The following is a 13207-nucleotide window of genomic DNA, read 5'->3' as shown; positions in this document are numbered from 1 at the left end:
GTTTACGATGTGATTCACGGCAAGCGTGTTGCCAACTCGACCAATCACGATCAATGTCAAGCTCTGTAAAGGCTTTAAGAGCGTTTACGGATCAGCGACAATTCCAAGATCAGGTGGGTACACTTTACCGAGCGTATCCGCATCAATATCAATATGGACAAGTTGTTGATCCCAACCGATTAATGTATAGTCTTGCGACGTTGCTTCAGACAACCTAGTTCCGATCGCAATCACTAAATCCGATTCTTTGAAATGTTCAACTAACTTAGGTGCTGCTGCAAGCCCCATATGTCCGATGTATGCTTCGTGTTCATTATCAATAATGCCTTGCCGTCTGAACCCAGCAACGAGCGGGAGCTTGAATTTTTCGACAAATCCTCGAAGAGCAATTTGGGCTTCATCGGAATGGATTCCACCACCAGCAATAACAATCGGGCGTTCTGCCTTTGCAAAGCGACGGGCAAAATCCTCGACCTCAATCGTTGCTGGAGCAGGGGCTGCGATCATCGTTGGTGGACCGAATACCATTTCGGATTCATCAAACAGCATATCTTCTGGAAGCGATACAATAACAGGACCAGGGCGTCCTGTTTGAGCCACACGGAATGCTTTTTGAACGAGCTCAGGAACACGACTTGCTTCATCAATCTCCGTCGTCCACTTGGCAATTTCATTAAAGTTCTTACCAAAATCAACTTCTTGGAACCCTTCACGGCCTTTAAACGAACGATTCACTTGACCGAGGAACACAACCATCGGCGTAGAGTCTTGAAACGCAGTATGTACTGCAATTGAAATGTTCGCAGCACCAACACCTCTCGTTGCCATAGCAACACCAACTTGACCAGTCAAACTTGCATAGCCTTCTGCCATAAAGCCCGCGCCGCCTTCATGGCGATTCACGATCACTTCGATCTCATCTTGACCTTCAAGTGCATCTAAGACGGCGAGAAAACTTTCACCTGCACTGTAAACACACGGCTCACTTGTTCAACTTTTAACACTTCAAATACCGCTTCTCCAGCAGTCATCGTTTTTTTGTAACGCACAGTGATCACCTCTTACCTAAAATTAATCGGAGCAACAACAGTTGCTCCGTCGGTTCATCATAACGTTTCAAATTGGCGGTGCAAATCTCTCACCGCTGCTACTAAGGCATTTGCAGCTTTTCCGTGGTAATGCTTTTCAATTAATTGTTCTGCTTCATCAGGACCGTCTGAAAGGCTGATTCCACGCAATAAATCATGGATGTATTGACGACCGTGATCGGTTGCGAGTGTACATGAAGCTTCAAGAATCACACCGTGCTTACAATCAATTTCAGCTGTAATCGTTAACGTATCAAAGACACTTTTTGCAGCCATGCCTTGAGGCAATTTAGAGTGACCTGCGATAAAACGAGTATGTTGTAAAGCCATTACGCAATGTCCTCCTTTGCCTATGAACGGCTTTCATGATTCGCAAGCGTTGCAAGCGTACGTGCCATTACCCCGGTTCCACCTTTCGGTCCCATCGGAGTTACACGGTCAAGGAATGACGTGCCAGCAATATCAAGGTGTACCCAAGGCGTGTCTTTTACGAAGGATTCGATAAACAATCCGGCAGTAATACTACCTGCAAGTCGCCCTGGAGCGTTATTCAAGTCAGCGACATCGCTTTGACGTAGCATCTTGTAGTAATGTGGATGGGTCGGAAAACGCCAAATGCCTTCTCCTGACTCAATTGCAGCTGTCGCAGTACGGTTATAAAAATCATCGTCATTCGATACTGCACCTGTGATCACATCACCAAGCGCGACAACACAAGCACCCGTAAGTGTTGCTACATCAACAATCTTCTTAGCGCCAAGATGTTTTGCATACGACACACCGTCTGCAAGCACGAGGCGGCCTTCTGCATCAGTGTTCGTTACTTCGATTGTCTGTCCATCAAAGCTTCCAAGCACATCTCCAGGTCTCATTGCTTTCCCGTTTACCATGTTCTCTGTAGACGGGATGATTGCCATGACATTAATCGCAGGTTTCGTCTCAGCAATAATCTCCATGGCACCGAGAACAGCTGCAGCACCACCCATATCTGACTTCATCGTTTTCATACCTTCAGGTGGCTTCATTGAATACCCACCGGTATCATACGTTAATCCTTTACCGACAAACGTCAATGGCTCGTCCCAATTTTCTAGACCTTGATAACGTAATACGATCATTTGTGCAGGCTGATCGCTTCCTTGGTTAACAGCAAGCAATGCATGCATGCCCATTTCTTCAAGTTCTTCGTTGCCAAGCACTTCAAATGAAAGATTATCGTGACGACTAGAAAGCGCACGTGCTTCTCCTGCTAATGCAACAGGCGTTAAATCATTTGCGGGGATGTTTACGAGTGTTCTTGCAAAGTTCACACCTTTAGCGATCGCTGTCCCGACGTTGATTGCCTCGTCATTTTGTTCCTCACAATAAAATGTGTACGTTCTAGTAAGCGTGTCATGCTCATTCGTTTTGTATGCTTCAAACGTATACGTCGCGGTTTGAGCCATTTCAGCAGCCGCAGAGATGACCGTTTCCGTATCTGATGTATGGTCAATAAACGTATCCAAAAGCACATCGATGTTGGTTTCTTTCAATTTATGAGCCGCTTGAAATCCACTACCAAGTGCTTCTTTCGTTGAGATGATGTCTTGATCTTTTGACGAACCTTTTCCAACGAAAATTAACGTTTTAAACTCTTCATTAAACGGGATCGTAAATGAAGTCACTTCGCCAGATTTACTACGGATGCCCCCAGATTCGTGCTTGTTCTGAATCGGCTTGATCCAGTCACCACTTGCGTTAAGTACTTGATCAGGTAACCTTTGTTCACCTTCTCCTACGCCAATAATAATGACACTTCCCTTAGAAGTCTCGTCCCAATTGCTAGCAAAATTAAACATGATTGTGATATCCTCCATTGGTCATTTTGTGCTAAATGAGCGTAAAAATATAGGAAGACTTCCTGCCAAGTAGCAGCAAGCCTTCAGCTCGTTGTCAACCAACGCTCTTTCCTATATGATACCCTCTTTTTTGAGTTCATCAACCGTTTCTTGATCAAAATCAAAAGTTTCAGCCAAAATGTCTGACGTCTGCTCGCCTAATAATGGAGGAGCATAGCGAACTGGCAACACTTGCCCATCCGCTAAAATTGGATTACGAACTCCATGATACGTTTCTACCGTTGGATGTGGCGCACTAATTTTCATATTTCGATGTACCACTTGTTCATGTTCAAATACTTGCTCGATACTATTCACCGGTCCACAAGGAACTTTCTTCTCAGCAAGTAACTCTGCCCATTGATCCGCATCTTTTTGCTTAAACTCCCCAACTAAAACCTCTCGAAGTTCGCTTCGATGTTGAACACGATCACCATTAGTTAGAAAGCGGTCGTCGTCCGCTAATTCTGGACGACCAAGCACTTCAGTAAGCGCTCGATACATCCGATCATTACCCGCTGCGACCATCAATGGTTTGTCAGCACAAGGAAACGTCTCATACGGAGTAATGTTTCCGTGAGCATTGCCGGCTCTCTTTGATACGTGCCCTTCATTCAAGTAGCTACTTGAAATGTTGGCTAAAGAGCTCACTTGAACATCTAACAACGAAAGATCAATGTGTGCCCCGCTCCCAGACTGATCTCGTTTTCTTAAGGCACCGAGAACACTCATACAAACATAATGACTCGTCATAATGTCCACAACCGGTGTACCTACACGTGTAGCTTCACCGTCGGTTTCACCGGTTACGTCCATTAACCCGCCAATCGCCTGTATGACCGGGTCATAACCAGGATGTGTATGATACGGCCCGTCTTGACCATACCCTGTGATCGAGCAGAGAATAATGTCTTCATTTACTTCTTTAAGGCGATCATAACTAAGCCCAAGTCGTGACATCGTCCCTGCTTTGAAATTCTCAACAACAACGTCAGCGTCTTGTACGAGTTGTAAAAACAGTTCACGTCCACGATCATGCTTTAAATTTAACGTCATGGAACGCTTATTACGATTTGCTGATAAATAATACGTGCTTTCACTGTTCGTAAACGGCCACCAATGCCTAATATCATCACTGCCACCAGGCTGTTCGATCTTTAAAACGTCAGCACCAAAGTCAGCAAGAAGCATCGTTCCAAGTGGTCCAGCGAGAACACGCGAAAGGTCTAAAATTTTGATCCCGTTAAGTGCGTCGTGCATCGTTCTCCCTCCCGTTCGTTAGTCTTGGTGTACAGTAGATTTTTCGAACGGCCACGCAGGCAGCATTTTGCGAAGAGGTTTGTCTTCTGTGTAGCCAAGTGCATATTTCGCTTGCATCACAGTATGAATCTCTCTCGTTCCTTCATAAATAACAGGTGCTTTTGAGTTTCTAAGCAGACGTTCTGCTGGATACTCGTTTGAATAGCCATACGCACCGTGGACTTGCACGGCATCGTTTGCAGCTTCGTTTGCAAAGTTACACGATTGCCACTTCGCAAGAGACGTTTCTCTCGTATTTCTTACGCCTGCATTTTTCAGTTCACCAGCTTTAAACACGAGCAGGCGACTCATTTGAAGACCAGCTTCCATTTTTGCAATCATTTGTTGAACGAGTTGATGTTGCCCAATTTCTACACCGAACGTTTTACGCTCGTGGCAATAAGCGACAGAAGCCTCAAGACTCGCCATGATTAGACCGCACGCTCCCGCTGCAACGGTAAAACGACCATTGTCGAGTGCAGACATCGCAATTTTGAATCCTTCACCTTCTTCTCCTAGAAGGTTCTCCGCAGGAATCTTCACATTATCGAAGAAAATCTCACCCGTGTTACCGGCACGAATACCGAGTTTTCCTTTGATCGCTTTTGAGCTAAAACCTTCCCACTCACGCTCTACGATGAATGCAGAAATCCCACTATGGTTTTCATTTTTGTCACCTGTGTACGCAAACACGAGGAATGTGTCCGCAACATCACAAAGTGAAATCCACGTTTTTGATCCGTTCAACACGTAGTGATCGCCGTTTTTCTTAGCAGTCGTGTTCATCGCCTTTACATCAGACCCTGCATTTGGCTCCGTTAAACCGAAGGCACCGATTTTTTCACCTTTGGCAAGTGGTGTTAAGTATTTTTGCTTTTGCTCTTCTGTACCCCATTGGAGGATCGTCATGCTGTTCAAACCGATATGAACAGACGCTGCTGTACGAAACGCTGTGTCGCCACGCTCAAGCTCCTCACAGACAATCGCAAGCGTGTTATAATCCATGCCACTTCCACCGTATTGTTCTGGAATACAAATACCCATAAAGCCAAGCTCAGACATTTTATCTACAACACTGCGCTCGAAGTGCATGTTCGCATCCCACTCAGCGATGTTCGGCATAATTTCTTTATCTACAAAGTTCCGCACTGTCTTTTGAACCATTTGTTGCTCTTCACTTAAATGAAAATCCATACGACTCAGCTCCTAATATTATGAATAGTTTTGAAAGGAGGACAGCAAAAAGCCAGTCTACTCCCCTGAAAAGTAAACTGGCTGTCAGTCTCAGAGAATTACCGTGGCTAGGCAACATAAGACTTGAACAGTTCATCATTTGAATTCATCATACCTTTGAAAGCGCTTATTGTCAATTTTATCAGAATTATCTTGCCATCACGTACGCTTTCGCCATCAATTCCAAAAAACGATGAATACTCTCTTCGGTATGCGTCATACTCATCAAGATTTGATGAACTTCTTTTAAGTCTTCTTCAGAAGAAATTAGAATCTCACCGATAATATAGTCGCTTTCCATCCAATGAAAAACCCCATCTAAAAAAAAGGAATAGACGCGGGGCTCTTCTGGAAATTCACTAAAGAAATGAACAATCGACGATAAATAGTTATTCTCCTCACTCACACCGCTTAGCCCCTCACCTCAAATTGCATACACTACTCCTAAATTATGCAATTTAGAACCATGAGTGACGACGTTTCGATACATCGAATCAAAGTTCAGCATATGACTTACGTGTTGGTGAAAGGGTGACGCTTGTTTTGCTGATAAAGCACGTTTAGCTGGGTCGCTCTTCCCATGCTTTCATCAGGCTTGGTCCGGGTTCCTTCTGTCTAACTACGCGTACGCTCGGGCTTGATCCACGCTCCTACACTCTTGATCCGCGCCCTCACATCTAGCCCACAAGCCACATAAAAAAACCAAGAAAGGCGGCCCCTTCTTGGCTTTACACTAAATATTCTCCGTGACAGACGGTTACGGCTTCGCCACGCATCCAGACGTGGTCGTCTTTTGATGACCATGTGATGTAAAGGTCTCCACCTGGTAAGTGGACGGTAACTTCATCGTCTTTTTTGCTTTGGCCATTTAAGACGGCTGCAACAACCGCAGCACATGCTCCGGTTCCACATGCTTGTGTGATGCCACTTCCCCGTTCCCATACTTTAAAGTGCATCTCACGTTCACTCACCATTTGAACCCATTCTACATTGACACCTTCAGGAAATACTGAAGATTTCTCAATAATCGGTCCAAGTGTTGCTACTGGTGCTTTTGAAATGTCATCGGTAAACATAATAATATGAGGATTACCCATCGAGACACCTGTCATTGAGAATTGGTGATCTGCTATTGCAATTGATTCGTTAATTGTCTGCTTAGCACCATCCCCGTCATCGGCAAGTCTGATTTCTTCAATCTAGGTACTCCCATATCTACCGTAACCATCTTCACTTGATTCGCGTGGTCTGGGTGAACTTCTGCTTCCACTTCACCACCGAGCGTTTCAATGGTAAACGTTGTCGAGGTGACAATACCACGATCGTAGACGTATTTGGAAACACAACGCAAACCGTTTCCACAATTCTTCGCTTCTGAACCGTCGTTGTTAAAGACACGCATTTTCACATCAGAACCTTCAGATGGCAAAATTAAAATTAAACCGTCAGAGCCAATTCCTGTATATGGATTCGAAACAGCGATCGCTGTTTTTTGTAAATCTTGTTCACTCGGAATTGCATCGTTAAATCCGTCGAGGTAAATGTAGCTATTACCAAGTCCATGTAACTTCGTAAACTTCATGTGCAAACCCTCATTTTCTTTGTCGTTCTGATGTCCAAAAATAATCCTCATCCGCTTGCAAAATCGTAATGCGGTAATTGCAACACGGCATGATTAATTGTGTTTTTACATTATCAAAAGCATCTTGTAATTGTTCAGTCTTTAAAAACGTTAGCACATTACTGTCTCCACAATCAGGACATTCATGTAGGTAAACGTCTTCACCTACTTTTTCATACGGCCACGTATTTTCAAAAGGCAGTAGCTTCATCGTAAACTCTCTCCTTTAGAATCATCAGTCGTTCTTCGTTCCAAGAGCTTGGTTGATAAACGTTCGAAGTTCTTTTTTCTGTTCATCGATTTCTTTTTCGTCGGTTTGATCGTATAAATACGCCTGCTCTGCGCTTGTCTCAATGGTGCCGATTAAAAGCTTCGCTGTACGCTTGGCATTCATTTCTTGTCGTACTTCTTCCCGCCTAATTGCATTCTCTAGCACATCGCCAAGCCATTCGTAAAATGGTTCGTAAATTTCTTCCCATTGTTGCAGATATTCTGTCGAAGAAAGACCTGCATAGACTAATGAATGAACATCTCGATATTCTTTCGTATGTTGATACATCACTTCAACTAAGTCGTCCAGTTGTGTCTTAAAAGGGTCCTCTGTGTTAATTTGTTTACGAATATCTGCGACGAGTATTTCAATGAGAACATCCGCAATTGCAGGCATTATCGCCAGCTTCGATGGAAAATACAAGTAATACGTTCCTTGTGCAATGCCAGCCGCCTTCACAATATCAGAAACTTTCGTTCGTTCTATTCCTTTTTCTTTAAACACTTCAATCGCTGCTTGAACGATTTTGTCTTTTTTACTCATCTTTCTCCCCCCTGACCTTAAAGAAAGTCCGGTCGCCTCGTTTAGACTCCGGACTTTACACATTCATTACAGCCAATCTTCTTCTTCAAGATACTGATAAATATCATCTATTAACTCATCGGTTTGTTGGCTTTTAATAATCTTGCCCTCTACTCTAGCATATCGATGGTCTCTACACATTGTACATTGCCCGAGACAACCACGTTCTACAACATCAATGTTCGGATCACGCGACAACTCTTCCATAACTGAATGGGTGCCTTCTGCGACATTCGACATGCAAAATTCTACAAGAGGATACATTCGTCCTCACCTACCTACCGCTATCGTATCTCGGACGCAGAAGATCGTCAATTCATTCTAAGTTTTGTACGTAAAAATTCATGAATGAGGATTCCATTGCACAGCGTGTGATAGAAGTTCCATAAAACTTCTCTAAATAATCAATCTTTTATTGTCATTACTACAGTTGTTGTCATATACAGATAGAATCGTTATAATTTAAGAGGTGTGACAATCTAATGATATTTTCTGTACATAAATGACAATTTGGGCGAGTAAGCAAACGCGTTGGTCGCCCATCATCACGTGCTATTTTTCTACCAAAGGAGTCCTGTAACATGAAAAACTCGTTATATTGGGCGGCGGATATGGCGGCATGAAAATCATGCAGCAATTGAGCGCAAAAGATCTCCCCGAAGATTATGAAATGATACTCGTTGATAAACTTCCTTATCATTGTATTAAAACGGAATACTACGCACTGGCAGCCGGTACGGAATCAGATCATGACATTCGTGTTCCTTTTCCGAAACACGTTCGTCGGGTCTTTGGCAATGTCGATAACATTGATGTTCATAACAAAGAAATTACCCTTGTAGGCGATCGCGGTGAAGTCGAAACGCTTCAATACGACAAAATGGTCATTGGCTTAGGCGCTGAAGATAAGTATCACGGGGTTCCAGGCGCCAAAGAACATACGCATAGTATTCAAAGCATGGAAAGTACAAGAAAGACGTATGAAGCCATTAGTAATTTGCCTCCACGTGCAACGGTTTCTGTCGTTGGTGCTGGTCTTTCTGGTGTGGAACTTGCGGCAGAACTACGTGAAAGTCGCCAAGACTTAACGATTCATTTGTTTGACCGTGGCGAAACGATCTTACCGATGTTTCCACTTCGTCTTAGCACGTATGTAAGCTCATGGTTTGAAAAGCATGAAGTGGATATTATTAGCAATTCAAACATTACACGAGTGGCAGAAGGTGCACTGTTCAATCACGAAGAACGAATTGCTTCAGATGCAGTGATCTGGACTGCTGGTGTGCAACCTGTAAAAGTCGTTCGTGACATTGAGAACATTGAAAAAGACCGCAAAGGTCATATTATCCTTACGAAACACCATCACATTCCAGATCATCCGGATACGTTTGTTGTTGGAGACTGCGCGAGCTTACCGTATGCGCCAAGTGGGCAACTTGCGGAAAAGCAAGGTGAACAAATTGTGATGATCTTAAAGAAACAATGGGCAGGAGAAGAACTTCCTGACACAATGCCTGAAATGAAATTAAAAGGGACGCTTGGCTCTTTAGGAAAGAAACAAGGGTTCGGAGTTATGGGAGACAAAGCTTCCGTCAAAGGACGTGTAGCGAGGATCCTTAAAAGCGGCGTGCTATGGATGTACAAATATCACAGTGGTGTATAAAAAATCAGCTAGGGAGTATTCCTCTCAGCTGATTTTTTGATTATGAATAATTTCATCCATTGTCTTGTAAATCGTCTTAACTTTTGGGTCTCCTTCAGCGACTACTTGCTCATTGATCGTAATAAATGGATAAAAACGATCTTCTTCTATAATTTCATGTGCCAGCTGTTCGTAACCTGACTTTGGTGCTTCAATATCAATGTATTCAAACGATAATGTTTGCTCTGGATACTTCCGATTTAACAATGCTTCTAACCATTCCATCGTTTCTTTCGAAGAAGGTAAATTAACACAACTGGCACACTTACGCTCTGCACCATACACGACAACTTCAATAGACATAGCGTTCCCTCCCAAACATTGACGATTTCTTCTTCCATCATACATCGTATTCATAAAAAAATAACCCTAAACATGGATTTTTATGAAGATGGGTATTATAATAGAGGATAAAGAAAGGAGTGTTTATGATGACAGAAACTGTAGACATCACTGGCCAAGTACAAGAAGTACTTGAAAAACTCCGCCCATTCCTACTCCGCGACGGCGGCGACGTTGAATTGGTTGATATTGAAGACGGGATTGTTAAAGTACGTCTAATGGGTGCTTGCGGAACTTGCCCTTCATCAACCATTACGTTAAAGGCAGGTATTGAGCGCGCGTTAGTGGAAGAAGTTCCAGGCGTTGTGGAGATTGAACAAGTATTTTAAGACCTATTCAAATGGGTTTTCTATTTAAGAAATCGCGCACATTGTGCGCGGTTTTTTTTATGTTCCCCACTTTAATTCTAACGACATCGAACAACAGTCTGGGTTTTCAATGGTTTCAGTCGTTGTTGGAAGTAATAAAAGAAACCGTATACCAGTTGGTGTGTACTGAATGTTCGCCCTTGATGTGAATCCAGGAATATTCTGGATCATTTGATCAACTTGTTGCTGATGCCCTTTCTGAGCTGTTTCAATGAGTTGTTTCGCAAACTCCCGGTTTTCTAACGACCTTAATAACACTTGGCTTTGCTGCAACAAAATTTGAAAACCACTCACAGACCCTTCTAAAATGGTCGTATCTACTGCTGGAAAGTTTCGGTATGCAGGATGGTGTTGATAATAATGATAAGGTGAGTACCACCGATACATAAACTACCCCCTGTAACTGTGCTTTCTTATCGTATGTGTCTTATTTCAAAAAGGTGAACAGCTAGGATATAGCTTTACTGCATCCATCTCCATAAAAAACGGCTCCAATGCATTAACCACATTGAAACCGTCTCTTATTATGATGTTAAGGCTACTGTGGGAGAGATCGAAACGAAAGAACCGTGATCACAAGGCTTAGCTGCACTGACCTCATAATCAGGATAATCTTCTTGAATACGCTTCGCTATTGCTTCTCCTTCACCGCTTGGTGCTAAACATAAGATTGTCGGGCCAGCGCCACTAAGTGCCGCTCCATATACTCCGTAATTTAACACATCATCTAATGCCTCTGTTAACCCAGGCACTACTCCTGTGCGGTACGGCTGATGGAATCGATCCCGGTTCATGAGCTCACCTGCAAGTGCAAAGTCACCTGTTAAAAGCGCCGCGACGAGAACATTCCCACACGCACTTCCTTCAATTGATTGTCGGTATGGTAACGTTTCAGGGAGTACTTCTCGCGCTTCTTTCGTTAACAGCTCAACACTTGGAACCATTAAAACAAGATCAACATTAGGTGAAGGCTGAGTCACCATCTTCGTCGATTTCTCCGTATGCATTCCGATTGTAAGTCCACCGTATAAGCATGCCCCAACATTATCAGGATGCCCTTCTAGTATGCTCGCAAATCGTAATTTCTCTTCTCTCGTTGCATTCATGTGCACTAATTGATCAGCTAGCTCAATGGCTGCAATAATCGCTGCTGCTGAACTACCAAGCCCTCTCGCTAAAGGGATATCCGATCGCATGTCAACGTGACAAGGTGGTAAAGCCAATTCTTTTGTTGCAGCGAATGCTCGCGCCACGTTATAAACCATGTTCGTCTTCCCTGAAGGTATGCCCTCCAAATGGGGGGACGATGACGTGAACAACCACTCTTCACTCGGCCAAACATCTAAATGCAAGTACCGATTTACCGCGAGACCAATTGAATCAAACCCAGGACCTAAATTCGCAGAGCTTGCTGGAACACGGATCGTCATCGTCGCTTCATTAGACGAGGGCAAGGTTCTGTTCTTCCAAGACATCTGCTGTCCCTCCTTCTACACGATATCGGCTCTTAATTGACGTCACGACATCTAACAACTTCAAGTCTTCAAGTGTCTGATCAAAATCACCACGGGTCGTTTCGTGCGTAACGATCACAACTTCCGCTAACGCTCCTTGCTCAAATGGCGATTGAATTAACTTCTCAAAACTCACGTTGTTCTTAGAAAACACCGCAGTTATCGATTCAAATGCCCCTGCAACATCTTTGGCATGCAATCGAACGAAGAACTTAGCAGAAACATCACGCACATCACTGATTTCAAGTGAAGTCGTACTTGTATCTTCAAGTGCATTCGCAGAAACGCCAAGACGTAGGTGACGAATGACGCTAACTACATCTGAAACGACGGCTGTTGCGGTTGGAAGAGAGCCTGCTCCAGGTCCGTAGAACATCGTCTCACCGACAGCATCACCGTATACATAGACGGCATTAAACTCATCATTAACCGTTGCAAGCGGGTGCTCATCTGGCACAAATACTGGCTCAACCGACACTTCCACACCGTTTTCCTCTTTGCTTGCAAGACCAATGAGCTTCAACGTATAGCCTAGCTTCTTCCCATAATCAATATCGTCACTCGTCACTTCTGTCATACCACGCAAATAGACGTCATCTAATTCTACTGACGTAGAAAAGCCAAGACGCGCTAAGATAACCATCTTACGGGCAGCATCAAGTCCACCAACATCCGAAGTTGGATCACTCTCAGCAAAACCTTTTTCTTGGGCTTCCTTGAGTGCTTCGTCATAATTTAATTCTTCTTTAGACATCTTCGTCAACATGTAGTTCGTCGTTCCGTTCACAATGCCAACGATCTTCGTGATTTGATCTGAGGATAACCCATCGTTTAATGCTCGTAAAATCGGGATTCCACCTGCAACACTCGCTTCATACATGAGCTCTACTTGGTTACGCTTCGCTCGTTGAAGCAACTCCTCACCGTGTAACGCCATTAAATCTTTATTGGCTGTCACGACATGTTTCCCTTGATCTAACGCTTTTTCAATAAGTTCCTTAGCAAGGGTAATACCACCAATCACTTCGATAACTACGTGAATATCTTCATCTGTTACGACTTCATAGCCATCCGTCGTATAATCAACAGATTGAAATCCATGACCGTTCGCCTTTTCTAGATCACGAACAAGTGCCTTCTTAACGGAAATTTCATTCAATCCTGTTTTTTTGCACAATTTATGTTGGTGTTCAGTTATAATATGCATAATCCCCGTACCTACCGTACCAATCCTAACAGTCCAATTGCAATGTGTTTGTTATCCATTCGAATCCACCCCTGTTCGATCCATTGTTCTCTGTGCGCGAACA

At 43.6% G+C, this 13207-nt stretch carries 14 protein-coding genes and 2 pseudogenes; 2 read left to right on the top strand and 14 right to left on the bottom strand.

Translation table 11 applies throughout. The features are described from left to right. Positions 1-84 precede the first annotated feature (84 nt). The 10 genes and pseudogenes from JCM19038_RS23630 to JCM19038_RS10915 all read right to left on the bottom strand — a co-directional run bounded on the left by JCM19038_RS23630 (position 85) and on the right by JCM19038_RS10915 (position 8235). Entirely contained in the window at positions 85-915 is an 831-nt protein-coding gene (locus JCM19038_RS23630) for a thiamine pyrophosphate-binding protein (protein WP_238554387.1), read from the bottom strand. A 191-nt stretch (positions 916-1106) separates the two neighbouring features. Further along, complete coding sequence (locus JCM19038_RS10955; RefSeq protein WP_042417759.1) at positions 1107-1418, bottom strand: DUF3870 domain-containing protein; 312 nt, start codon at positions 1416-1418, stop codon at positions 1107-1109. A gap of 20 nt (positions 1419-1438) precedes the next feature. Then, complete coding sequence (locus JCM19038_RS10950; RefSeq protein ID WP_042417756.1) at positions 1439-2926, bottom strand: leucyl aminopeptidase; 1488 nt, start codon at positions 2924-2926, stop codon at positions 1439-1441. A gap of 111 nt (positions 2927-3037) precedes the next feature. Continuing rightward, positions 3038-4225: a CaiB/BaiF CoA-transferase family protein gene (locus tag JCM19038_RS10945; protein WP_042417753.1), complete on the bottom strand. Its 1188-nt coding sequence runs from the start codon at positions 4223-4225 to the stop codon at positions 3038-3040. A gap of 18 nt (positions 4226-4243) precedes the next feature. Then, positions 4244-5458 carry an acyl-CoA dehydrogenase family protein gene (locus JCM19038_RS10940; protein ID WP_042360320.1) on the bottom strand — a complete coding sequence of 405 codons (1215 nt, stop codon included), beginning with the start codon at positions 5456-5458 and terminating at the stop codon, positions 4244-4246. A 187-nt stretch (positions 5459-5645) separates the two neighbouring features. Then, positions 5646-5903 (bottom strand): hypothetical protein, encoded by a 258-nt coding sequence (locus JCM19038_RS10935; protein ID WP_042417750.1) that lies wholly within the window; start codon positions 5901-5903, stop codon positions 5646-5648. Between the two features lie 322 nt (positions 5904-6225). Then, positions 6226-7079, bottom strand: a pseudogene (gene dapF, locus JCM19038_RS10930) (diaminopimelate epimerase). Positions 7080-7089: 10 nt separating this feature from the next. Beyond that, positions 7090-7329 (bottom strand): hypothetical protein, encoded by a 240-nt coding sequence (locus tag JCM19038_RS10925; RefSeq protein WP_042417747.1) that lies wholly within the window; start codon positions 7327-7329, stop codon positions 7090-7092. A gap of 24 nt (positions 7330-7353) precedes the next feature. Continuing rightward, positions 7354-7932, bottom strand: coding sequence for a TetR family transcriptional regulator (locus JCM19038_RS10920; RefSeq protein WP_042417745.1), 579 nt, complete (start codon positions 7930-7932; stop codon positions 7354-7356). Between the two features lie 66 nt (positions 7933-7998). Beyond that, entirely contained in the window at positions 7999-8235 is a 237-nt protein-coding gene (locus JCM19038_RS10915) for a DUF1450 domain-containing protein (protein WP_042360315.1), read from the bottom strand. 355 nt (positions 8236-8590) lie between these two features. Here JCM19038_RS10915 and JCM19038_RS10910 point away from each other — a divergent pair, with 355 nt between their 5' ends. Then, positions 8591-9634 carry an NAD(P)/FAD-dependent oxidoreductase gene (locus JCM19038_RS10910; protein ID WP_042417848.1) on the top strand — a complete coding sequence of 348 codons (1044 nt, stop codon included), beginning with the start codon at positions 8591-8593 and terminating at the stop codon, positions 9632-9634. 24 nt (positions 9635-9658) lie between these two features. On the opposite strand, the gene JCM19038_RS10905 is transcribed toward JCM19038_RS10910, so the two are convergent. Continuing rightward, the gene (locus JCM19038_RS10905) at positions 9659-9976 is read right to left on the bottom strand and encodes a DUF1462 family protein (RefSeq protein ID WP_042360371.1); all 318 of its coding nucleotides are present in this window, start codon (positions 9974-9976) and stop codon (positions 9659-9661) included. 125 nt (positions 9977-10101) lie between these two features. Here JCM19038_RS10905 and JCM19038_RS10900 point away from each other — a divergent pair, with 125 nt between their 5' ends. Beyond that, a complete protein-coding gene (locus JCM19038_RS10900) occupies positions 10102-10344 on the top strand; it encodes a NifU family protein (RefSeq protein WP_238554380.1) in 243 nt (80 codons plus the stop codon). Positions 10345-10401: 57 nt separating this feature from the next. Here the strand turns inward: JCM19038_RS10900 and JCM19038_RS10895 are convergent, their stop codons facing one another. The 3 genes and pseudogenes from JCM19038_RS10895 to JCM19038_RS10885 all read right to left on the bottom strand — a co-directional run bounded on the left by JCM19038_RS10895 (position 10402) and on the right by JCM19038_RS10885 (position 13163). After that, complete coding sequence (locus JCM19038_RS10895) at positions 10402-10770, bottom strand: hypothetical protein (RefSeq protein ID WP_042417743.1); 369 nt, start codon at positions 10768-10770, stop codon at positions 10402-10404. A 137-nt stretch (positions 10771-10907) separates the two neighbouring features. Then, a complete protein-coding gene (gene thrB, locus JCM19038_RS10890; protein ID WP_152549413.1) occupies positions 10908-11858 on the bottom strand; it encodes a homoserine kinase in 951 nt (316 codons plus the stop codon). Then, positions 11824-13163: pseudogene (locus JCM19038_RS10885) on the bottom strand (homoserine dehydrogenase). The gene thrB and the pseudogene JCM19038_RS10885 overlap by 35 nt, the downstream one beginning before the upstream one ends. Positions 13164-13207: the final 44 nt, after the last annotated feature.

The sequence above is a fragment of the Geomicrobium sp. JCM 19038 genome (assembly GCF_000698125.1).
Lineage (GTDB): Bacteria > Bacillota > Bacilli > Bacillales > Marinococcaceae > Geomicrobium_A.
Note: the sequence above shows the minus strand (reverse complement) of the source record. Positions and strands in the feature narration are given on the sequence as shown.